Annotated in this window: 19 protein-coding genes and 1 pseudogene; 5 read left to right on the top strand and 15 right to left on the bottom strand. The window is 41.9% G+C overall.

The window, feature by feature from the left end; all coding sequences use genetic code 11:
* Positions 1-127 precede the first annotated feature (127 nt).
* A pseudogene (locus CDG76_RS32345) lies at positions 128-268 on the bottom strand (IS4/Tn5 family transposase DNA-binding protein); the annotation flags it as partial.
* A 185-nt stretch (positions 269-453) separates the two neighbouring features.
* On the opposite strand from CDG76_RS32345, the gene CDG76_RS39290 reads away from it, so the two are divergent.
* Together CDG76_RS39290 and CDG76_RS32335 are read left to right on the top strand one after the other, a co-directional pair.
* Positions 454-786, top strand: coding sequence for a DUF4058 family protein (locus CDG76_RS39290; RefSeq protein WP_190241047.1), 333 nt, complete (start codon positions 454-456; stop codon positions 784-786).
* Positions 787-827: 41 nt separating this feature from the next.
* Positions 828-2,096, top strand: coding sequence for a tetratricopeptide repeat protein (locus CDG76_RS32335; protein WP_094352931.1), 1,269 nt, complete (start codon positions 828-830; stop codon positions 2,094-2,096).
* A 279-nt stretch (positions 2,097-2,375) separates the two neighbouring features.
* Here CDG76_RS32335 and CDG76_RS32330 read toward each other — a convergent pair whose 3' ends face one another.
* The gene (locus tag CDG76_RS32330) at positions 2,376-2,828 is read right to left on the bottom strand and encodes an endonuclease domain-containing protein (RefSeq protein WP_094352930.1); all 453 of its coding nucleotides are present in this window, start codon (positions 2,826-2,828) and stop codon (positions 2,376-2,378) included.
* A gap of 295 nt (positions 2,829-3,123) precedes the next feature.
* Between CDG76_RS32330 and CDG76_RS32325 the strand changes: the two genes are divergently transcribed.
* The gene (locus tag CDG76_RS32325) at positions 3,124-4,746 is read left to right on the top strand and encodes a tetratricopeptide repeat protein (protein WP_094352929.1); all 1,623 of its coding nucleotides are present in this window, start codon (positions 3,124-3,126) and stop codon (positions 4,744-4,746) included.
* A gap of 153 nt (positions 4,747-4,899) precedes the next feature.
* On the opposite strand, the gene CDG76_RS32320 is transcribed toward CDG76_RS32325, so the two are convergent.
* The 12 genes from CDG76_RS32320 to aroF form a co-directional block, all read right to left on the bottom strand.
* A complete protein-coding gene (locus tag CDG76_RS32320; protein WP_094352928.1) occupies positions 4,900-5,406 on the bottom strand; it encodes a hypothetical protein in 507 nt (168 codons plus the stop codon).
* Between the two features lie 84 nt (positions 5,407-5,490).
* Complete coding sequence (locus CDG76_RS32315; RefSeq protein ID WP_223265478.1) at positions 5,491-7,197, bottom strand: multicopper oxidase family protein; 1,707 nt, start codon at positions 7,195-7,197, stop codon at positions 5,491-5,493.
* Positions 7,198-7,382: 185 nt separating this feature from the next.
* Positions 7,383-8,522, bottom strand: a complete 1,140-nt coding sequence (gene tyrA, locus CDG76_RS32310; protein WP_094352926.1) for a bifunctional chorismate mutase/prephenate dehydrogenase — start codon at positions 8,520-8,522, stop codon at positions 7,383-7,385.
* 68 nt (positions 8,523-8,590) lie between these two features.
* Positions 8,591-8,983 (bottom strand): chorismate mutase, encoded by a 393-nt coding sequence (gene aroH / locus CDG76_RS32305; protein WP_223265481.1) that lies wholly within the window; start codon positions 8,981-8,983, stop codon positions 8,591-8,593.
* Between the two features lie 58 nt (positions 8,984-9,041).
* On the bottom strand, positions 9,042-9,662 hold the full coding sequence (locus tag CDG76_RS32300) for a PEP-CTERM sorting domain-containing protein (protein WP_094352924.1): 621 nt from the start codon (positions 9,660-9,662) through the stop codon (positions 9,042-9,044).
* 171 nt (positions 9,663-9,833) lie between these two features.
* A complete protein-coding gene (locus tag CDG76_RS32295; protein ID WP_094352923.1) occupies positions 9,834-10,493 on the bottom strand; it encodes a PEP-CTERM sorting domain-containing protein in 660 nt (219 codons plus the stop codon).
* 186 nt (positions 10,494-10,679) lie between these two features.
* Positions 10,680-11,825, bottom strand: a complete 1,146-nt coding sequence (locus CDG76_RS32290; protein ID WP_094352922.1) for a 3-oxoacyl-ACP synthase III family protein — start codon at positions 11,823-11,825, stop codon at positions 10,680-10,682.
* Between the two features lie 232 nt (positions 11,826-12,057).
* Positions 12,058-13,908: a ScyA-related TPP-binding enzyme gene (locus tag CDG76_RS32285; protein WP_094352944.1), complete on the bottom strand. Its 1,851-nt coding sequence runs from the start codon at positions 13,906-13,908 to the stop codon at positions 12,058-12,060.
* 67 nt (positions 13,909-13,975) lie between these two features.
* Positions 13,976-15,496 carry a long-chain-fatty-acid--CoA ligase gene (locus CDG76_RS32280; protein WP_094352921.1) on the bottom strand — a complete coding sequence of 507 codons (1,521 nt, stop codon included), beginning with the start codon at positions 15,494-15,496 and terminating at the stop codon, positions 13,976-13,978.
* A 47-nt stretch (positions 15,497-15,543) separates the two neighbouring features.
* Entirely contained in the window at positions 15,544-16,980 is a 1,437-nt protein-coding gene (locus tag CDG76_RS32275; protein ID WP_094352920.1) for a cytochrome P450, read from the bottom strand.
* 223 nt (positions 16,981-17,203) lie between these two features.
* The gene (locus CDG76_RS32270; protein ID WP_094352919.1) at positions 17,204-18,901 is read right to left on the bottom strand and encodes an HAL/PAL/TAL family ammonia-lyase; all 1,698 of its coding nucleotides are present in this window, start codon (positions 18,899-18,901) and stop codon (positions 17,204-17,206) included.
* A gap of 55 nt (positions 18,902-18,956) precedes the next feature.
* Entirely contained in the window at positions 18,957-20,069 is a 1,113-nt protein-coding gene (aroF, locus tag CDG76_RS32265; RefSeq protein WP_094352918.1) for a 3-deoxy-7-phosphoheptulonate synthase, read from the bottom strand.
* Positions 20,070-20,408: 339 nt separating this feature from the next.
* Between aroF and CDG76_RS32260 the strand changes: the two genes are divergently transcribed.
* Positions 20,409-20,900 carry a cupin domain-containing protein gene (locus tag CDG76_RS32260; RefSeq protein ID WP_094352917.1) on the top strand — a complete coding sequence of 164 codons (492 nt, stop codon included), beginning with the start codon at positions 20,409-20,411 and terminating at the stop codon, positions 20,898-20,900.
* Positions 20,901-21,040: 140 nt separating this feature from the next.
* On the top strand, positions 21,041-21,418 hold the full coding sequence (locus tag CDG76_RS32255) for a hypothetical protein (protein WP_094352916.1): 378 nt from the start codon (positions 21,041-21,043) through the stop codon (positions 21,416-21,418).
* A 104-nt stretch (positions 21,419-21,522) separates the two neighbouring features.
* Here the strand turns inward: CDG76_RS32255 and CDG76_RS32250 are convergent, their stop codons facing one another.
* Positions 21,523-23,745: a chemotaxis protein CheW gene (locus tag CDG76_RS32250; RefSeq protein ID WP_094352915.1), complete on the bottom strand. Its 2,223-nt coding sequence runs from the start codon at positions 23,743-23,745 to the stop codon at positions 21,523-21,525.
* Positions 23,746-23,759: the final 14 nt, after the last annotated feature.

The following is a 23,759-nucleotide window of genomic DNA, read 5'->3' as shown; positions in this document are numbered from 1 at the left end:
TGCCAGAATTACCTGCAATTTTACAGGCTTCAACTGTAAACGTCGGATATGGTGTAAGGGTACTTGTATCTCAAAAGTGGCTTGAAAGAGTGTTAGTTTTGCTGTCCTTGCATCACGCTCTGGGTTTCGCTTGTATGTTTCCACAGGCTTGAGGTACGCTGCTGCTTGGTTGTGCTGCCAAGTCTTCTACGATCCTTACCAGACGCTTGTTTCGTCTTGCGTCTCCTAAATCTGCCTGTTTTAATTCGGATGCTGCCCATTTTTCCATGATGCACCATTACCCTCAAATATTCTCTTCTCTCAAAAACTATACCTATCAATGCTTTTGGCATATTTTAAGTAAGTTGTATTTTTGTTGAGAAAGATGCGGGTAATGGATAGCCCGCTTGCGAGGAGGGGGCTATGAGGGGCTATGAGAATTACTTTTAAAATTTTGGTTTTGGGATATTTGTTATGGCTTATCCATTTCCAGGAATGAACCCGTATTTAGAAGATCCTGAATTATGGTCAGGAGTACATGGGAGACTAATAGTTGCGATCGCAGATTATCTCTCTCCTCAATTACGTCTTAAATATTTTGTCGTGTCAGAAGCGAATATGGTTTGGGCAGATGCACTTTTGCAAAAGAAGGGTTTACGTTACAGCGCTTCCGGCTATTATGCAATACAGTTTTTCTCCTTGCCCTCTCCTATCAAAGCTTTCAGATTTGAGAATGTACCTTATAGCTGCCGGAAGTGCTGTAATACAATTAATAAGGGTTTTATATTTAATTTGTTTAATGGGTAATACTAATTATTTGATTTATTCTAAAATAAAATACTAGAAATATGGACTGGACAACTACACTCAAAGCACAACAAGCTGATTTTATTCAAAGGTTAAAAGCTGGGTGTTTATTGAATTGTGAAATAGAAGGTCAGCACAGTGAATTAACGGTGATATCGGGAGACAAGTTAAAACAGTTGCGAAAATTTTGCTGGCGGATGGCAAATAAATATAAGCAGAATGCTGATGTTGAAATTGTCTTCATCAACCACATGAAAGGAAAACTGGGTGAAGAAGTTGTTAAAGCCCGTTTAGCTAATTCAGTTACTGAAGTTGACTATGAAACAAGGTTTGGTGGCGATGGAAAAGTTGATTTCTTCTTAACTTCTACTCCATCTGTTGGTATTCAAGTTAAAGCACGTCATAGCAGTATTGAAACAATCCAATGGTCAGTTATCCAAGAGGAACTTGAAAAAAATGCTGTTTTAATTTGTATTTTAATTCAAGAAGAGGTGAGCGAAGCACAAGCCAAATATCATCTAATCCAAGCTGGCTTTTTGCCAACTGTAATGATTACGCTAAGTAATGGTACAGCTTCAGTAAAAATAGATGAGTTATTATACTGTGGTGGATTACAAAGTTATCTAGAAAATATCGAGTCTTTAGAATCTGAACACTTAAGCTTCGCTAGCCACAAAGAGCAAAAAGAGAGCAAACAAGATATTGATCGTACTGAAAATGAAAACACGCTTGTCTCATTAGATGATCAAAGCAAAGCTTTTGCCTACTTAAGTGTAGGTATTGATCGCTATGTCAACCATAAATATGAAAAAGCTATTCAAGATTTTGATGACGTTATTCGTCTTAATCCTAATATTCCTGAAGCGTATAATAAACGAGGTTTAGCTCATAAAAAACTTGCAGATTATCGAGGTGCTATCCAAGATTTCACACAAGCCTTTCAACTGAGTAGCTTTTTAGCAGCAGGCTACATTTATAACCGTGGTCTTATTCATATTAAGATAGGAAATAAGCAAAGAGCAATTGCAGATTTTCAAGAAGCTGCTGATTTATTTAAAAAACAAGCAAACCAAAATTTTTACAACATAGCACTAAAGAAAATTAGACAACTTCAGCAAGAAACTAAGTCTCAGAATCACCAAAAGCCGAACTGGAAAGTGGGGGATCGCGTAAGTCACAAAGATTTCGGCATAGGTCAAGTAACTCATGTTTTTGGGTCAGGAGATAGATTATGTTTAGCGATCAAGTTCAATGAATTGAATCAAAAAATAATTGACCCAAAAGGGGTTCTACTAATAAAGGTAGACTAAATATAGGCTGAACTCGTACAATTTGCCACTCAATATCAAGTTTTGGCATCCATAATTTATTTAATTTCAGATTAATTACAAAATGTAACGTGACTTTTGGGAATATCACCCAGACTGATTTAAAGCTTTACGCCAACTGGATATTTTAATAGAATAATCTCATCAAAAGATTCGCAGAAATATAAATGGACAGGATTACACTACTGCGATCGCACACACCCCAAAAACTACATAATTAGCCCCCTCCTCGCTTGCGGGGAGGGGGTTGGGGGTGGGGTTCTATCTCTGCAACCAAGCACCAATATCCTGCAACACCCCCTCCATCTTCTCCAGAACATCCTCATTTCTAAATCGCACAACCTGCAACCCCAAACTCTCCAAAAATTCTTGACGTATCGCATCTTCCTCTTGCGTGTAGTCGTGAATTTCGCCATCCACTTCCACCACTAACCGCGCTTCATTACAGTAAAAATCGATGATAAAACGGTCAATTGTTTGCTGACGGCGGAACTTAAAACCCAAAAGTTGCTTGTGTCTCAACTTTTCCCAAAGTAGCTTTTCTGCTGGAGTTGATTCACACCGCATCTGTCGCGCTAATGGTTTAAGTTTTTTCCAAAGTTCGTGTGGGGTTTGCCAAGGGTATCCCGGAACCCCACCCCCTAGCCCCCTCCCCGCAAGCGAGGAGGGGGGACTGGAGTCGGTGAAAGGCTTGGGGTTTTGATTTTGAGTCATTTGCGATCTTGGTCGTTAGCTAATTAATATTTCATGTATTATTCCCAGCGATCGCACTCTCCCAACTCCTCAAAACTCTGGCATAATCAAGGATGGTCGCAGCTTCAAAACTAATGTAAATTACGCCAATGTCCAACGACAAGTATCATAACCCATTGTCATATATTAATTTAAATGAATAATTATTGCAAAATAGTAAACAATTTTTGGGAATATCACCCAAGCTAATTAAAAGGTTTACGCCGAATGGATATTTTAATAGAATAATCTCATCAAAAGATTCGCAGAAATATAAATGGACTGGATTACACTACTGCGATCGCTACAGTCTGATTTTATTAAAAGGTTAGCATCTGGTTGTCTGCTTCATTGTGAAACAGAAGGTCAATATAGTGAATTAACTATAATTTCTGGAGAGAGGTTAAAGGCACTACGGGAATTTTGCTGGCAGATGGCTGAAAAATATAAGCGTGTTTTACCAGTGCGTGATGTTTTTCTTAGCTATCTCAAAGGGAAGTTGGGTGAGGAAGTTGTCAAAGAACGTTTAGCTGATTTTATAACGGAAGTCGATTATGAAAAGCGATTCGGTGGCGATGGCAATATAGATTTTACCTTGACTTCTAACCCATGTATTGGTATTGAGGTTAAATCTCGTCATGGTCGAATTGACAGAGTAAGATGGTCAATTAGTTCTGAAGAGGTTGAAAAAAATGCAGTTGTAGTTTGCATTTTGATTCAAGAAGATGTGAGTGAAGCACAATCTGAGTATCATCTTTTTTTGGCTGGCTTTCTCCCAACCCGGATGATTAAGTTGAAAACTGGTAAAATTTCTTTTGGAATAGAACAATTACTATATGGTGGTGGTTTATGGTGCTATCTAGAACAGTTACAATCTTCTATAAATAATTCTTCTCGGCAACAACCACCAATTTATAAATATCTCCCGAAACAGGAAATTCTATCTAAGCCAACTAATCATCAGGTACTCAAATCTTCTTTTCAGCCTGAATATCATCATGAAAGTTTAAATATATTTTATGTAAAACTGGGTGATGAATGTTTTCAAAAAGGAGAATATATAAATGCAATTACTAACTATAATCAAGCCTTACAACTTAATCAAAGTGATGTTGATGTTTTATATTATAAACGAGGTTTAGCTCACTATCAAATAGGAGATTATGAAGGTGCGATCGCAGATTATTCTCAGGCAATCCAGATAAACCTTCATGATGCTAAATCTTACAATAAACGAGGTTTAGCTCTCTATCAACTGGGGCGATTAGAGGAAGCGATTAATGATTATACTCAAGCTATTAGAATTAATCCTAATGTTGCCGTAACCTATAAAAATCGGGCTGAAGCTCGTTCTCATGTTGGAGATAACCAAGGAGCAATTGAGGATTATACCCAGGCTATTAAAATTAATCCTCATTATGCTGATGCTTATAAAAACCGTGGTATTACTCGTTATTTATTAGGCTCTCAGCCAGGATTTCCTCAAGCAATCAAGATTAATCCTCAAGATGCCATAGCTTATAAAAAACGTGGTAATGCTCGTTCAGATTTAGGAGATTTTGAGGGCGCAATTGAAGATTATACTCAAGCAATCCAGATTAATCCTAGTTATGCTGATGCTTACTACAACCGTGGTAATGCTCGTTCAGATTTAGGAGACTTTGAGGGCGCAATTGAAGATTATACTCAGGCAATCCAGATTAATCCTAGTTATGCTGATGCTTATTATAATCGTGGTAATATTCGTTTAGAAATTGCAGATAAACAGGGAGCAATTGAAGATTTTCAAAAAGCGGCAGATATTTATCGTAAAGAAGGTAAGCTAGAAGCACTCAAAGATACACGAGAAATAATATTAGATTTAGAAATAGAAGAATCATTAGATATTTTAAACTTCTAAATAATTGCTATATGAAGTAGCCTCCAAAGTTTGTTTACTATCTGGCTGATTTACTTAATTTAGGCGATATTATTACTGATGAATTGTCTATAGTATTTGGCCTTAATCAGCAACGCACAAATTGGGATTATTGAGTTTTGCAAATGAGCAAACCTACCGTTTATTTTTTTTGATAGCCATTAAAACGGTTATAGTTAATATACCTAACATTAACGAAGACTCAGGGATAGGTGTTATGGAAAAAGAGGTGAGGGGATAACCTGTGTAATAACCTTGCTCCCCTATTTCTAAGTAGTCATAAGTGTAAAACACATTATATGACGCTCCTCCTACGGTGTAAGCAAATCCGAATTCATCCAACGTCGGAGTTTGAGCTAATAAGAGATTGTCATTGTCAAGAAATGATCCTGGAGATAATAACGACTCTATTGGGTTCCCATTTCTTGTGCCAGTAATATCTATAATTTCATAACTATTTGTGGCTGAATCGTAGGGGTTAGTTGTTAATCTTCCTGCAACTGTAACAATATCATTTGGGTCAAGCACACTTGTACCAGAGTAGGAAAAATTAAAAATTGCGGCTGAAACAGGAGCCATCATAGTCGTTAAAAGACAGACTGTACTAGTGATGGTAACTGCGAGCTTTTTATCAAAATTCATTCCATTTTCCCTTTTATTTAAAACTACTATTAACAAGGATTTTTATGACTACTTATTTGTGTAACAAATAGCTGTTGGTAGGGGCTACGGCAGCACGTCAAAGGGTAGCATCATGTCGTTATCCTCGTGATTAAGCATGTGGCAGTGCCACACGAAGCGTCCAGTGAATGAATTGCCAAAAGGTAAATTCGCTGTGGCTTTAGCACCGAAGGGAACTATGACACGAACAAGCTCAAACGGATTGACTACCACAGTATCCTTCCAACCAGCTTCGTTCGCTGCTGGTGGTTTTGGTAAACCTTTTAAATAGGGGGTAGGGTCGAGTGGTGGATAACCATAAGGCACTGTATCTCCACCAGGTGCATGGTGCATAAGTACTTTACGCGGCCCAGTAGCCCTGTATGCTGCGGAGTAGGCAGTATCATTAATTGATTGACGGTTGAGGATTTGAAATGGCACTAGATGCAGGTGCATTGTGTGAGCGAATGGCTGTAGATTGATGAAGTTCCACTGCTCTACTGTGTCTACTTTTGGTTGCTCCCTCAATTCTGGGTGGTTGGCTGCTTCATGCCAGTAAACCGCGTTGAGCATCATCGCTAACACCTGAAAGTTAGAGTTCAAAATATCTGTTAAAACCAGGTTGCGCTGTCTTACTGGTTTGGTAGCAATCTTTGTTATCAATGGGTTGTTTACTCGCAACCGTATGGGAATAGCTTTAGGAACAGCAGCGCCACGATTCACCGTAAACTGCATGATTTCTGGCATTCTAAAGTAACCCTGGTCAATAACCGTAGCCAAACCCTTGGGATACGGTGCCGCAGCGTCATTTTGCAATACAATCTTATCTCCTGGCAGACTTGTAGAAAAATCGATTAGCACATCAGCTCGTTCACCAGGCCCCAGCAGTAACTTAGACAAATATACTGGAGCGTTCAAGAATCCTCCGTCACAGCCAATTTGAATTAATTGCTGATTTGACGACAGCTTCAGTCTGAAGAATCGGGAGTTTGAAGCGTTGACGATGCGAAAGCGGTACAAAGTTCGGTCAACATTGAGGTTTGGCCAAGCCTTGCCGTTGACAACAGCAACATCACCGTAAAACTCATGATCCCATTTTGCTGGGAAGGACATCGAACCATCAGAATTGAAGGAATGATCTTGTAGTATCAATGGCACTTCATAGGGCGCTCCAGCAGGGATACCAAGAGGGCCATTGCCACCTATAGGATCGTCCTCATCCCGAATCAGATACATCCCAGCCAGCCCGGCTTGGAGGTTCAATGCAGTCATGCCAAGGGAATGGTCATGATACCAGAGTGTCCCGGCTTCTTGATTGTTGTTGTAGTTATACACATTGCTCTGTCCGGGCAGGTACGTGTCTTCTGGATAACCGTCGCTGTCAGGCTCGGTATTGCTGCCGTGTAAGTGTATGACTGTTCGTGGGTTAGTTATGTCCGACGCATTGACACCATGTAAGCTTGTATCGACCGACCCAGCTAATGGATGAGTACCGAGTTTGTTGAATGCCCGAATCTTAACAGGCGTTCCCCTTGTTACCTCGAAAGTGGGGCCAAGATAAGACAATCCGCCGTAACCCCAGGTGGTAAAAGATCCTAAGCTGCTGTGGAACGAGTGTTTACCTGGCGCAATATCTAAGGTACTAGGTGGTGAAATCGGGTATGAAATGGGCAGAGACTCGGTAAATTTTGAGAGTCGAGGCGAGGCTGCATAAGTTCTCTTTGCTTTGAGTACTTCGGGAAGCAGAACTCCTACTCCTAAACCTGCGCTCATCGTTAAAAATTGCTTTCTAGTTAACATTTTTGGTTGTGTTGTAAAAATTAGCGTTGAGTCTACAAGGTCTTGGACTTATGCAAGAACTCTCTGAAACTCTTATCGGCTCATAATGCTATAGGTTGATTAGCGATGGCTACGCCCGCCGTACCCCTACGGGGAAGCAAGCTACGCGTAGCGTCTGTCTACGACACGCTGCGCGAACGCAGAGAAGGCATCGCACTTTGTTTACTAACAAAATATGGTTGTTTTTGTTCAACATCCCTAGCTGCTAAAAGTGTACTCAGGGTGTTAATCATTTGAGTACTTTCCTCTACAGCAGAGTTCATTTCTTCTCCCAAAATGCTATGGGTTGCTTTGAACTCCCGAATCAGGCTATCTCGATCGTTCTGAATAATTAATTGCGCCAACCGATTATAAGTGACTGCTAGTCGTTTAATGGCTTCACGACGCTCTGATGTAGCAAGCATAATATCTACTACCAGAGGTGCAGACTGAGTGAATAAGCGACCAACTATGTCAATTTCTAGACGGAAAATTGGGCTAGAAAAATCTAAGCTTCGGCGGATGTCAATCTCTTCTTCTGCCAGGAAAACCCCAAGACTAAAGGTTTTAAAATTACGGATTGCTTGAACAGCAATCATCATTTGGTCGTGTTCTTCCGGTGTAGATACAATCAGTTTACCACCATCATTTTGAATCAAATCCAGAAGCCATTGGAAGGCATCGTCTCCACGACCAGAACAGACTACAACTTTTTGAGATAAGAACGATTTGATACCTGGCCCAAACATTGGATGCAAGCTCATTACAGGCCCACTATGCTCCTCAAGCATAGTCTGTAATATTGGAGTTTTAATACTAGCAATGTCAGCTAAAGCAGTAGTTGGAGAAAGGTATTTGGCAAGTTTATAAATAACCTCTATTGTATGTTCAATCGGAACGCAGACTAAAACTAAATCTGCTTTTTCTAGCAGCGATTCTGCTTGTTCCCAATCATCCCGATCGAGAATACTGACGTAGTGACCAGCATCTGATAACTTCTGCTGGAAGAAGTGCCCCATCATCCCCTGTCCGCCAACTAGAGTAACCCGTCGTGGCTTAGTGTTAGGTGGAGGCGAAAATCTACTAGCAACGGCAGAGGTACAACCTGTAACCAAGTTTTTCCACATTGACTCTGGAACACCAGCCTGCACCAAGGAAAATGCAAAATTAGTAATTTGTTCCTCTAAAGAAATCGATTGTGATTCAGCCAAAATGGCAATTCTTTTACCTAGTAAATCAATGAGTTGTTGGTCAATTTTTTTCAGCTTTTCTGGAAGCATAAAACTTTTCAAATATATGATTAATTTGTTTACCGCATCAAAGAGCGATGTCTAAGGGCGGGCTACGCCTAACTGAATATCGCTAAATCTGGGCGTAACTGTGCAGCACCGCGCAAATAAATCGGGCGTAATGCATTCTGAGGTATAGGGGTATTGAAGTGAATTAGCACTCGAATACAGCATTTAAGGCTACTGTTTACCTGCATTTGCTGCACATCCAACAGAGGAACTTGATCCCAGTTTGGACGACGACGCGCCACCGCAGCCGGAAATATTGCATCTAAGTCAGGAGTGGCGGAAAAAGTGACACTAACGATTTCGGCAGGATCTAGCGGATTGTTGACTTCTAAGGCATTCAATAACTCATCCACAGCTTCTGTGATCGCTTGTGGTGAGTTGTGACTAACTGTAGTTGCACCCCGGAGTCCCCGCACTCGCCATTCTCCGAGTGTCGCTGACATATTAGTTTGTTGATATGTATGTGTAAGAAATGTGAGCTTATCCATACTGATTTGACCCTTAAGTACTTAATTTTTGTCTACGACGAAAGATAAACCAAGCGCCTACTCCTAACAATGCAGGCAACAATGCAGGTTCAGGAACCTTCTCAATTCGGGTTTGGACAGTTCCTGTATATAGCAGGTTGCCTATTGAATTAGGAAAGTCCACATTTGGATAGACATCAAGGATTGCAGTACTTGGGACTGTTGTTCGTATAGCGGTAGATCCTTTAAATGAACCCTTTGGGTAATGAAAATAGTTTACGAAAGCGAAAGGGGATGCTGGTTCGCGTTGAGAAGCGAGTACTTCCCAAAGAAAATCGTCGGTTTCGGGTGCTGTAATACCATCTTCTAGACGGGGTAAAAAAACAATCGGATTGCCAATAGTTCCTTGAAAAACTCCCTTCTCGCCTAAGTCAAATTTATAATCATTTCCCCCTTCAAAATATCCGGTAGCGTTCGGTGAATCTGCAAACCCTATGGTAGTGTCATCGTAAGTAAAGTAACCGTTGACTCCCTCACCCTCGAAGCTGAATTTATATAATGCTGCTTGCGCGGTATCTATGTTTAATGTTGCTGACATGACTAATGCTACTACGCTTGAAATAGCAGGAAGCGATAATTGATTCAATAGAGCCATTTTTATTACCTTTATAAACGATCGATTGCCAAATTAGTTTTTGAAACTAATACCAATTAAATTAATGATTGCAACATATCCTTGGCTAAAGACGCGATGAATCCCCTCTCTACAAATGGTCTATTTGTTGCATTCTTTTTTGACCTAAATATACTAAACTGGCTCGTGTAATTAATCCTGTGCAGATAATAATTGTCGGCGCTGACGACGGAAGAGAAACCAAGCACCCACTCCCAGTAATGCAGACACTGATGCAGGTTCGGGAATTTGCTCGATTTTTGTTTTAACAGTTCCTTCAAAGGTGTAGTCTCCCGTCGTATTAGGAAAGTCCCAGTATGGGTAAACTCTGAGCCTAGCGGTATCAGGTACGCTCGTTCGTAAGGCAACAGAATCTGAAAAGCTTCTCTCTGGGTAACTAAAGCGAATTGACAAACCGTATTGCTGCCCACGAGCCGCCGGAGGAACGTAAAGAATAAAGTCATCAATGGCACCATCGTAGCCCAAGTTACCAGCACGTCCGAGATAAACAATATTTCTGGCCTCATCATGTATATCTTGCTGCGATCCTTTTGTTCCCTGAGCCAGAATATCCCCTGCATTAACAAAATACTTTTCCACTGAGCCATCATACTCAGCAAGAGGAAAGTTTGGTCCAAGAGGTTCTATCTTATTAGCTGAATCATCATAAATGAAGTAACCATTTGCTCCTTCACCCTCGAAAGTAAATTTAAAAAGAGCAGCTTCGGCTGGATTGATGCTAACCATTTCTAAAAGTAAAAATGCTGCGACGCTGATAGCAGAAGCCATCGAGAATTTATTCAACAAAGCCATTTTAGTTATCTCGCAATATAGCTATACTTGAATGCTGGGAATTTTATTGTTTGGTAAGCGATGCCTACGGCGGGCTACGCCTACGCGGTTCAAAAAATACCATCTGTATGTACATAATCCTTGTATTGTGAAAGGAATAGCAATACAGTTTTATGCACAATCTCAAATTGATATAAGAATAGAATTCTAGTGACGGATCGGAATTCTATCCTCTAGTTGAGAAAGGCTGACTGAGGGAGCAGGAGCAGGACCTAGCGCGACATCGCCCCAACGCATCACACAACCACCAGCATTAGATGACGAACCCATTGTGTAGACAAGAACTAAATCGTTTTCACGAATTTTACCTGCATGGGCGGCATGATACAGATTAGCAACGGGAAAGGTTGGCCCAATGTTGGCATATAGGGGATTGATGTTGATTGTACGCTCTGGTTCGATATCTAGAGCGCGGATGCAAACTCGTGAATACCAAGCGCTGGGTGTATTAAAAACAAAAAAGTTGATTTGATCTAAGGTGAGTCCAGCATCAGCGATCGCACCGTGGCAACATAGACGAATAAACTTCACTGTCGTCTCGTTAAACATCTTACTTGCACCCTTGCCGCCTCGGATGAACATTTTGACGTTGCCATGCTCATCGGTGGTAAATTCATTATAGAAGGCTCCACAGGTAGCAGAGGTATTGGCAATTTTTGTACCAAGAATACCTTGATTTGGTTTCAGCTTACCAACTACAAAGGCTCCAGCACCATCACCCGATAAAAACGCTAGAGTATCATTTTCGTCGGTATAGCGTGAATACGTAGTTGAGACAACCACTAACACATTGCGATACCGTCCCGTTTGCACCAAAGAACAGGCCGTCTGAAGCGAAACTAACACTGAAGTGCAAGTTGATTCTATATTCCACGCCGCACCTTGTAGTCCCAGTTTCCCAGCGAGAAAGGCAGCATTACCAGGTGTGATTTGCTCTGGAAACAGTGAAGTAACGAGCATAAGATCGATGTCTTCAGGAGATAGTTTTGCGGCTTCGAGAGCATCGATAGCAGCGCGATATTCTAGTGAAAGGGAAGTCTCATTGGCAGCTAACACCCTTCGCTCGACAGTACCACGGAAGGGGTCTGACATATATGGTGCTACCTCTTGTGACCAGATATCATCGTCAGTATCGACTGTGGCATTATCGGGTACAAAAAGTTTAGCTAGGGTTTTTTGTTCAGCCTCAGCAACCATCTTGGGGAAATTCTCTCTGTAGTAATCGTTGGTGCGGATAATGCTAGGAAAGTTAACTGAGACTGCGCGAATACCTACTGGTTCTAATCTTGTCATGACAAATCTCCTTTTGATTTTGTTTTTGGTTTGTGTAAAATCGTGGCGAATTGAGGTATGAGATTTAAACGCATAGGCGCTTCGCCTTCCCGCAGGGTAGGGGCGCAGAGGGAAGCGCAGAGGCACGCAGAGAATTCGCTACGAATTAATGAAATGTTGTACTAAGGACGCAAAGGACGTAGAGAAATAAGAGTTTTAGAGAGTTGTTGCGTATGTCCTGTTGGTATGATTTTTAGGAACGCCCTATTTTGGCTTCTATGGCTCCTTGCTGAATCAGACTCTGAATGCGACCTCCAATCGGTGCGGGTCGGGTTGGGTCAATCTTCACATCAACAATGAATGGAATAGTAGAGATAAGTGCTTTTTCTAAAGCTACTTCCAAGTCAGACTCAGTATTAACACAGATACCGTCAGCTCCCATAGCTCTAGCGATCGCCGCAAAATTAGTACTCGGTATCTCCGTATCTATAGGGACGCTCCCACTTAACCCCTGCAATGCCATTCCTTGGGCGCACATATTGTAGCGTCCATCGTTGAGGACAATCCAGACAGCTGGAATCTCGAATTTCACGGCTGTGCTAACTTCGTTGTTCATCAACATTGCTCCATCCCCAACAATCGCCACGGCTTTACCTTTTCGCCCTAATGCTGTACCAACTACCCCCGTGGCAGCATGACCCATAGACCCAAAACCAGTACTAATCCGGTAACGATTTGGTTGGTTAAATCGCAGTAAATTAGTTGCCCAAGCAAAAGAGTTACCCGCTTCAGCTAAGATTGAGGCATCACTGCCCTCAATAATCAGCCGTTGAATTGCATCCATCAGTGCTTCGGGTCGCACTAAGCCATTTGAGCGCTGAGTATTTGTGTAGGCTTCAGGACGCGGTAGTGAGGAAGTGGGAAACCAATGAAGACGCTCTGGAAGGTGTTTTAATAAAGCTTTGAGGAATTCTTTGATTTCCGAGTGAACAGCGAGAGTCTCTACTGATGGATAAGCCACTCCTGGAACTTGCGGGTCGATATCAATATGCACAAACCCATTAACAGGAATCATTGTCGGACTCCAGAATGAAGTCGGCTCACCAAGACGCGTTCCCAACACTAGTATGCGTTGTGGTCGTTGTTCCTGCATATATTTCAGGACAGATAGATGCCCACTAAAGCCTGTGACACCGATAAATTGGGGATGATCTTCTGGAAAAATGCCTTTGGCGCGAGGTGATGTCATTACCGCCGCTCCAGTTTTTTCTGCCAACTGGCGGATTTCCTCTGCGGCGTGTCGCGCCCCAAAGCCAACCCAGATAGCAAAAGATTCTGCTGATAATAACTTTACACATTCAGCGATCGCTTCTTCACTCGCAGTTGGTACAGACTGAGAAAATGCTGGTTGAGGTAACTGTACTTTTAATGGTGTCGTCTGTATTGGCGTGGGAACACTAATATGGGCTACAAAGCTGCCTGGTTGTGCTAAACCTTGGGCAAGTCTGCGAGAAATTTCTGGTAGTTGATCTCCAGACTCTAATATGGTTGCGTAATTGAATAGTGGGCCTGATGTAAAAATTCCTGAGAAAGGCATTGTGTGAGCGCTGGTTTCTTGACAAGCTCCGCGCCCACGATTTCCAGTTGAGGTTGCAGCCGATAAGAAAATTACCTTTGCTCCTTCCCCTCGTGCAGCAAAAAGCCCAGTCAGAGCATTAGTGATACCGGGGCCTGTAGTAGTGAATACCACGACGGGGCGATCGCTAGCAAAATAAGCCTCGGTAGCGGCAAAAGCTGCTCCTGATTCATGGCGAAAGTGAAGCAATTCGATGCTGCTACGGTTTAATGTTGCCCATAACGGCCCAATACCGCCTCCTGAAACACCAAATGCGTAGTTAACTCCCAAATTTTCCAGGATCTCAACTAGAGCCTCTGCAACCGTAGGGGTTAATTCTGACTCTGGAGATTTTTCATTCAGTGATGCAGGAGAGAAAATGGAAGATCCAGTTGAAGTTTCAAATGAAATTTGATTAGATGAGAGGTTAATTTTTGTTCCCAAAGCTTGAGAAGAATTAGTATTTTTGTTGATAGATTTAGTATTCACAATTGCCAACCTTGATTTCTATTTGTTGTTTTCCGATCTTTCTTGAGTATTTAGCTCAACTTAGCATTCAGTTGTTTACAACAGCTAATTCAGAGCTTGATTGCTGGCGCAAAAATCGTTTGATAACTTTACCACTGGGATTTTTGGGCAGGGAATCTACAAAAGTAATGGCATAAGGAAGTTTGTATTTTGCCATTCTTTCAGCACAAAATTTGAGGATTTGTTCTTCACTAATTCTGTAACCCTGCTTGAGGATAATATTTGCTTGAACTATCTCACCTTTGATAGCATCTTTAACGCCATATACAGCTACCTCAGCAACAGATGAATGTTGATAAATCACATTTTCAACTTCAGTCGGATATACTTTAAATCCAGACACATTAATCATGTCTTTCATGCGGTCAACGATGTAGAAAAAACCGTCTTCATCTACCCGACCAATATCGCCAGTATGAAACCAGCCATTTTTAATTACTTCCGCAGTTTCCAATGGGCGATTCCAATAACCAAGCATGACGTTAGGCCCTCGGATTACTATCTGACCTAATTCACCAAGCTCTACCTGATGACCATTATCGTCAATTACCTTCATTTCTACATTCTCAATTGGAGCGCCAATAGAACCAAGTTTGTATTTTAAATCGTGATTATAAGACGCACATGGTGATGTTTCAGTTAAACCATATCCTTCATTAATGACTTTTCCATATTTATCCTGCCAAGTTTGGGCAACCTCAATTGGCATCGGTGCGGCGGCTGAAAAGTAGTAACGTATACTATTGAGATTGTAGCCAGATAAATCACTATTTAGAAGATTGATAAATACCGTTGGTACTCCAAAGAACATTGTTACTTGATGAGTCGCGATCGCGTTAAGTATTTGCTCAATATCAAATCGACGTTTTAGGATAATTGTGGCGCAGACGTTTAATGCTGCGTTGAGAATAGCATTTTGACCAAAGCAATGAAATAATGGTAAGTAAAGCAGTAATCGGTCATTTGGTTGCATTCCACAACAACGGTTTTGGGAATACATATTAGAAATTATATTGCCGTGAGAAAGGGTTGCTCCTTTAGGAAAACCTGTTGTTCCTGATGTATAAATGATGCTAGCAGGAGTATGGCGATCTATTTCAATAGCGTATGCATTATCAGAAGCACTTTCCATCAGTTTGACTAAATCAATTCCCTTTTTGGCGCTACCTTCTGCAATCAAAATGTGTTGCAGTTCGGGTAAATCTGCCTCTGGTACATTTTCAACGAGTGACTCTGTGGTAATTATTACCTTAGCGGCACAATCGTTGAGAATGTAGCTAAATTCATTGCTTTTTAGCATGACATTGATTGAGACGACAATCGCACCAATTTTGAGAATGCCAAGATAAGAAATGATAAATTCGGGAATATTTGGCAAAAACAAAGCCACGCGATCGCCTTTTTTAATTCCTAATCCACTTAAACTGTTAGCTAGACGATTTGCTAGTTGGTTAAGCTGTTTGTAAGTAAAAGATTTCTCTTCAAATATCAGAGCGATTTTGTCAGGAAATAGTTGACAACCCCGCTCGATGTGTTGGGTAATATTCATGGCTAAAAAGACTTACTCGACTTGATTACCTTTGTCTACTTCGACAGTCATTGCTCAGAAGAATTCAGTGTTAATAATGTCTTTTGACTATTTAGTTGACTGATGTTATCGAGTTCAGTTTGTGGCTGCAATGTCATCAAGATGCCTTTGCGTGTTTGCAGAGTTAGCAACGGCTGCGGCTCAACTGGATGTTCCGGCAGTAGATTGAGGCGAAAACGTTGACACACCATTGCTACAATCAACTGAATTTCTGTTAACGCAAAGATGTCACCTAAGCATTGGCGTTGGCCGCCGCCAAAAGGAAAGTATGCATAACGGGGACGATCGACAGAGCGTTCTGGTGTGAATCGTTCAGGATCAAAACCTTCAGGATTATCCCAGAAAGCAGGGAGGCGGTGCGTGACAAAGGGACTCAACAAAAGCATGGAACCAGCGGGGATATGATAGCCGCCGATTAAATCATCGCCCAAATTGTTGCGGGCATAAACCCACGCACCCGGATAAAGTCGCATTGCCTCTTGGACAACCATTTTGGTATATTTCAGCTGTGGCAAATCCTCGAAGGTGGGGGTTCTGCCAGCCAATACCATAGTCAGTTCTGCCTGTAGCTGGCGTTCCACAGTGGGATACTTAGAAAGCAAGTACCAGATCCAGCCAAGTGTTGCTGCTGAAGTCTCAAATCCAGCCGAAAAGAGTCCAACTATCTGGTCATGTAATTGCTGGTCACTCAATCCCTCGCCAGACTCATCTTGAGTATTCATGAACATTGAAAGTATGTCATGAGTGGTACGATTGCCTTGTTTGCGTTGTTGGATGATGCTGTTGGCAATTGTGCGGAGAGTGTTGATTGCTTGTTGAAACTGGCGGTTTTTTGGCGTGGGAAAGTTAATCGGTGGCTTAATGATAGCCCACAAGCGATCGCTCAGGAACTTGTAGATAGTATTCCAAGCCTGAATTAGTTCGCTGGTGTCACTATCAGTATCGATACTCAAAGTCGTTTTCAGGAGAATCTTCTGTGTCAGCACGAGCATTTCCGCAGAGATATCGAGGGTTGCACCGGGTGGAATTTTTTGCCAGCGTTCTACCATCTCGGCGGTAAGCTGGGTCATGTCATTGACCATCGCGGCGATTTGCTGGCGGTGAAAAGATGGTTGCATGAGGCGACGCTGGGAACGCCATGAGTCACCCTCGCTAATCACCAAGCCTTCGCCAATTACTAGTTTTATGTCCTGGAAATTTTCACCTTTTGTATAGTTCTGAGGATTTTCTTGCAGGACATATTTTATACAATCGGGATCGGCAATCAAGTAAAGTTGTTGCGGGCCGATTGACCCCAGATGGACAACGCCACCATATTTACGCGCTGCATTGGTGAGGAATTGCAGCGGATTTGTTGACATTTGGGGAAAGCAGCCAATAATTGGGAGACTGGGTGGGCCAGGAGGTTTTTTCGGTGCATTTTGGTAGATGGTTTGTTGAAGCATTGTATTTTCTCCAATTTGAAAAAATAAGGAACGAACCACAGAGGCACAGAGAACACAGAGAGAAAGATTCTAAAACTTGGTCTTAATAGACTACTAGTTTTGAACTAATACCAATTCTTCAAAAGCAAGGGTGCAAGGTCTTACGCTCCTAAAAATGTAAACCTTTAAACCCTGATTTAATTTGATTTTCCTAATTACGAATTACGAATTTGTATTAGGAGTATCAGGTCAACAAAAGATCCTTAACTGCTTGCACAATCTGTCCACCATTGGCGATATCACTGGCAATTTTGGCGATGTGTTCGTCTAGGGCTTGTTCGTGGTCGTTCCAGATGTAAGGTCTGTCGGGAGAAGGCGGTTGTCCGACTAGATCGCGGATTGCTAGATATAAATTTCTGGTTGCTGGCGAGAGGGTGACGCGGGCATCATAATGTCCTACAGTTTTATATGTGCGTAAATCAACTGCTTGCACGCCAAACATTAAGGCGATCGCTATATATTGTTGAAAGATTTCTACTGATTGACGTGCTAAATTTGCCGAAGCAAAACCTTGACTATTGATATTTTGGTTATATTGTTCTGCGTGGGTAGGAAATCTATCAGCTATGGAATTTCCATAGAAGGTTAACAGAGGCATAATCGAGTTGCCAGTAATTTGCAATCCCTTCAAACCCATGTTTACACTCCGCTCTTTATTACCAACTAAAGATGGAGAAAGTCCATTATTAAATTCTGGTGCTACCAAGTAGGCTATTTGAACATCTAGATGTTTAGCTAACAACCCAATGTAGTAACGTAATTGATCCATGCCTACACCAATGTACTGCCCTAAGAAATTTCCACCATGATAAGTTACTTGGTTTTCTACATCGATAAGTGGGTTGTCAGTTACAGAGTTAATTTCTACTTCAATTTGTTTTTGAATTTGCTCAATTCCATCGACAATTGGCCCCATATATTGAGGTAAACAACGTAGTGAATAACGGTCTTGAATCGGCTCTTCACCGCGATAGTTGTGAGAACCATTTAACTCTTCTCGAATTAACTGTGAACCTTCCAACAGGTTGAGCATTTGGTTAGCAGCCCATTTTTGTCCTGAATGTGGTTTCAGCTGATGGATAAATGGGTGAAATGATTGATTAGTCCCATTTAAACCTTGAATAGCTAAGGCGTGAGCGCCCATTGCTAATGCTAAAAGATTCTTGGTGTCGTAGACGCAATTGGCGGCAATACCTGTCATCACTGATGTGCCATTCATCATCGCCAACCCTTCTTTCGGAAGTAGTTGCAATGGCTCTAAACCGAGTTTTTTCAGTGCTGTTAGTGCATTTATTTCTTCACCGTTAAAATCAACGGTGTAGCTAGAATTTAAACCAATCAATGCCCCAGTGATATATGCTAAAGGTGTTAAATCACCACTAGCACCAATTGAACCATATTCGCAGACATGAGGTGTAACACCAGCATTGAGGAATATCAGCATCCGCTTGATAATTTCCAAGCGAATCCCCGATGCACCACTAATGTGGGAGTTTGCACGTAGAAGCATTGCAGCCCGAACATCAGCCAAAGGTAATTTTTTTCCTGCACCTACTTTGTGATACCACATCAAATTATTTTGTAGCAAAGCCGCAGATTCAGGAGAAATCACCACATTTGCCATACCACCAAAACCAGTTGTCACCCCATAAATAGGTTCGCCAGATTCAACTGCATGGCGAATAAAATCGCAGGATGCTTGGATATTAGCCAATTTTTCTAGATCGTCTGTTAAACGTACTTGTTTGCCATAACGCGCTACACTAGTTACTTCTTCAACAGTGAGATTGCGATCGCCTACAATTACAGCCTCATCAGAACCATATACAAAAGGAAAGACAGTTTTGTTGGCAGTGTTTTTATTTAAGCGAAGTGTATCCATGTTTTTGAGAGTTTGTGACTAAAGTTTTTAACCTTGACCGACGAGTTGACAATTATCAAAGAACCCCAATCTTCCAACTTGATAAGGAGAGTAGAGGCTGAGTTTCGCTGCTTTTTGTGTTGTATTTCTGTTCTTGCCAGCGACCAAAGAATTTGCCCAAGGGAGCCATTTCTCTCATAAATTCTTCAAAGCTGGCAAAATTGAGCGACTGGGGCCCATCTGAAAGGGCTTTTTGAGGATTAGGGTGAACCTCGACCATTAGCGAATCACAACCAGCTGCTAAAGCAGCCATTGCCATTGGTGTCACCAATTCCGATTTCCCAGTACCGTGACTGGGATCAACAGCAATTGGCAGGTGAGTCAAACTACGCAAAACAGGAATTGCAGATATATCTAAAGTATTGCGTGTATACTCTCTGTCAAAAGTCCTAATTCCCCGTTCGCATAAAATCACATTGGGATTTCCTGCTGCCAAAATATACTCAGCTGACATCAACCAATCTTCAATAGTGGCAGACAAACCACGTTTGAGTAACACAGGTTTACCTGTTGCACCGACTTTTTTCAAAAGGGAAAAGTTTTGCATATTGCGGGCACCAACTTGCAGGATGTCTGCGATTGATGCCACCATTTCTAATTCCGCCCCATCCATCACCTCAGTAATAATACCCAAGCCAGAAACCGATCTAGCTGTTGCTAACCAGTCTAGGGCACTTTCTCCATGTCCCTGGAAAGCATAGGGTGAAGTTCGTGGTTTGTAAGCACCTCCTCTAAGAAACTTTGCACCTGCGGCTTTGACTCGCAACGCAGTTTCTACAATCATCTCTTCGCTTTCGACAGAACAGGGGCCTGCAATTACGACTATAGGATGGTTTTGACCAAAGGTAATAGTTTCGGAGGGTGTAGACACCTTTACATCGCTGGGTTCACCATAACGAAATTCTAAACTAGCTCGTTTGAATGGCTTCTTTACCCGCAGTACTTGCTCAATAAAAGGGCTTAAATTTTGCACTTGCTGCACATCGATTTCCGCTGTATCGCCAACCAAACCAATTGCTACTTTGTGTTTACCTACAGAGATTTCTGGGACAATCTTCCAGCGCGAAAGTTCTGTGAATAGTAATTCAATTTCTTGTCGAGGACAACCGGATTTCATGACGATAATCATTGTTTTCACATCCTCCTAAAATATGCAATGTGTAATTACTTAGCTGAAAATCAAGGGACTAATTAGCAGTCAGTAGTTTTACTGTTGCCGATGAATTACACAATATCCGACATATTCATGGGACACATCCACGTTTTCTGCTTGTTTGGGTGCAGTATTCATACCTGGAGAATGCACAAACGCGATTGCCTCATTTCAGAAAGCTGTATGATTCACGAATATCCGCTTATTTATTGGTGTTGTCAAAATTATTGACTTTGGAATTGCCAAAATTCAATGTAGAGTTTGTGTAGACGGAATTTAGGCACGAAACTCAACTCAAAAAGGAGAGTAATTGCTATGACAATTAATCAAAACGGACTTTTTGTTGAACCGGATCGAGGTCGTTCTTACTACCTTGGTCAAGACCTCTATACCTTCAAAGCAATTGGTGAAGAGACAGGAGAAGCCTATGCACTTTGTGAGTTAATCGTTGCAACTGGTGGCGGTACGCCTCCCCATCGGCACAGCCGAGAAAATGAATCGTTTTATGTTCAAGACGGAGAAATTGAATTCCAGCTTGGCGATCGCACCCTGGTTGCAACACCTGGAACCTTCCTCTATTCGCCCAAAGGTCAACTTCATCGATTTACCAATACGACCTCTGTACCAGCCAAACTGTTAGTTTGGGTGACACCTGCTGGATTTGAGAAATTTATTGCCGAAGTTGGAAAGGCGGTAAATGGTCAAATTACATCTGCTCCACCATTGAGTTCTGAAGACTTCGATAAAATCCTCACCATTTCATCTAAGTACGGCATTGAAATTATTCCTCCGCCTCCTGAGCAATGACAACACCAGGGAGCATCTCAGATTTACAAATCCCGAAAGCTGGCGCGACTACTTTCAGGAGCAAAGTCGTCGTCAGGATCTGAAATAAAGGCTTGCTGGAATGCTAAACAAATATTAATTTCACAACACTCTTGAAAATAATGAAAACACTACTGAAAAGATCCGCGTTACTCCTTGCTTTGCCAATCAGTATATTAGCTAATTTTTCCTTAAGAGCTTCTGCTGATTCTACTGCTGGCATCATCCTGAGTACAAAATGCCAGGGTGGTTATAACATCAATATTTGGCAGAATTATACGAACGGTGAACTGCTCTATCGCGCGACCAATCCCAACGGTAATTTAAGTTTGGGTAAAGGAACTAGCCAAGCGACAGAAGGGGTTCGAGTGTATAAGTTTCGGAATGGAATTTATGAATATTGGGTGTGGGATGGCACGTTAGATAACCCGCAGTCTGGAACTTTAGAGGTGTATAAAAACAAGCGTATCTTGATGAAGCAAGCTTGTAGAAAAAGTTGAATCTTCTAGCGGGTGTTAGCACTTTTTGTCAACCCAGCTAGGGCAAATATCGTTATCGTAAATTAAAGGGTTTAATTTTGATTTATGCAAGAGGTGTATTGAGTTCAAGTTAGAGATTTTGCGAGAAGCTGACCATCCAAAACCAGGCTAAGTTGCCCATTGGCAAGAATGCTAGTTCCTTGGATATAAGCAGCAACTGGGATTGCTTCCCCCAGAGGATGGATCGCAGCGGATTGCTTGCCGATAATGCAATCTACTTCTAAAGCACATCGTTTGTCTAAGTAACTAAATACTAATAAAGGCTTATCCTGCTTGAAAGCATTTAGTGTATCTGTGCTGTAAGTGGTAACTGAGGTGGGAAGGTGGTTAGGACAAATCAGCACATCAGTCAATAAGTGGATAGGGACGAGCATTTCTGTTGTCAGATCCTCACGATCGCAACCAAGGAAGCCACTGGTGCCAGAAGACTGCAAAAATAACATGCGTCCCGCTTGAGTTTGGATAATTTGTTCAGGCTGGGATAGACAAATCTGCTCTACAGAATCGGCAATAAATGCATAGACTCTGGAGTTAGCTTGGCAGACGATAAGTTGAGCAATTTTTTGATCGAGGGGAATTTGGAGCGAGAAGGCTGTACCATGTCCAGCTTTAGACTTCAATACTATTCTTCCCTGAATAGCTGTTAATTGCTTGCAAACTTCAGTTAATTCTACTCCTAACTCTAAGGCAGCGCGATCGCATAAAACAGATGAAACCTCTGGTTCAATTACCAGTTCTTGTAAGATATCTCCTGGTTTTGTTAGGGCGAGTCCTTGGGCTAAAGCTTGTTGATAGATTTGAGATAAGTTAATTCCTGCGCCATCATCACAGCCATCAATAATCAGTTGATTTCCCTGCTGGTAAACTTCAATTTCAATAATACCGTTGCTATTTTTACCAAGGTGTTGGCGTGTTTGGCCAGACTCAATACTTTGCTCTAGTAAATAGCAACTTATATGCAACAGGAGGGTACGGAGGCGATCGCTAAATGCCCGATCGACTTGGATATCGCTAATTTGTAAATGTAGTCTAGCAGACTTATCTTGTAGAGCTTGTAACTGAGACCAAAGCCGATGCAAGGGTTCTAAGGCTACTTTTAAAGGAATAGTTGTAACTTTTTTGACTAAACTGGAAGACTGGTTAAGTAACTTTTCCTGCTGTATGAGTTCTTGTTGGAGTTGATGATGATTGTTATTCAGCGAATCAACAGTTGATGTCACCTGAGACGCTTCAGCCAAAACAGATTGCAGAGTACTGTATAATTGCTGAGAGCGAGAAGCAGCTAGGGGAGAAAGGGTATCTGAAATTGCTGCTAAACGTCCTGACCATTCCTGTAGATTATTTAGCAGGTGTTGTAATCGTTTAACTTGTCGGAGCAACCGCCCGATGGTATGTTGTTGTTGTTCTTCTTGACAGGCTTGCTGATTATATGTAGTTAATAATGTTGCAACTAGCACACTTAGTTGTTCGAGATGCTTAAGATTGATGGGTGTGGCGGTTGGAATACTTGTTGCAACAATGGTAGCAATGGATTCTTGCAAAGAGAGTGGATAGCGATCGGGAACAGATTTAACTAGGGATGCAACAGAAGTTTCAGTAGGCAGGGAAAAATCCCCCAACCAAGCATGAAAATCTCCTTCCTCCAGGTTTACTAGTTCCCCTACATTGACGGGAAGTTTCTCTGTATCTACGTGAACAAGGCTGCCAGACTGGGGGCTAGTTTCATCTATTAGTTCCCTGTCAAGACTTTCCTTGTCTTTAACCATAACTTGCTCTGGTAGAGCCGTAGAAGATTCTACCTTGTCCAAGCGATCGCCAAACTGAATAACTGGTTGATATTCCTGCGGTTGCTCTATCGATGTCTCAAGGTTTGTTTCCTGGGAATCGCCAAACTCTGCTTGTAAACAAGCAACAATGGCAGACATCCGCTCTAGAATTTCTACTTCGTCAATTTGCGAGGCTGTTAAAAATGCCATCAACAGCATCTGTAGGCAATCTAATCCTTCCGACAACAGGGAGGCGATTGGGGCGTTGACTGTTGCTTGATACTGATGTAAAAGCTGAAAAATCTCTTCTAGTGCAGCCGCAACTATGGCAATGGCATCTAGCTCGGCTGCTATGGCAATCGAATGCAGAGAGCGAGCAGCTTCCATGAGAGCCAAAGCTGTACCAGGGTTACTGTCTTTTGTATAGTTAGGCAACTCCTGCTCCAAGAACAGTAACAAATCGATCGCTTCTTCTAGGAAGCGATCGTCGTTCTGCGGTTGGGGGACAAAATCGGTACTCATGAACACAACTCTCT

The sequence above is a fragment of the Nostoc sp. 'Peltigera membranacea cyanobiont' 210A genome (genome assembly GCF_002246015.1).
Classification (GTDB): Bacteria; Cyanobacteriota; Cyanobacteriia; order Cyanobacteriales; family Nostocaceae; genus Nostoc.
Note: the sequence above shows the minus strand (reverse complement) of the source record. Positions and strands in the feature narration are given on the sequence as shown.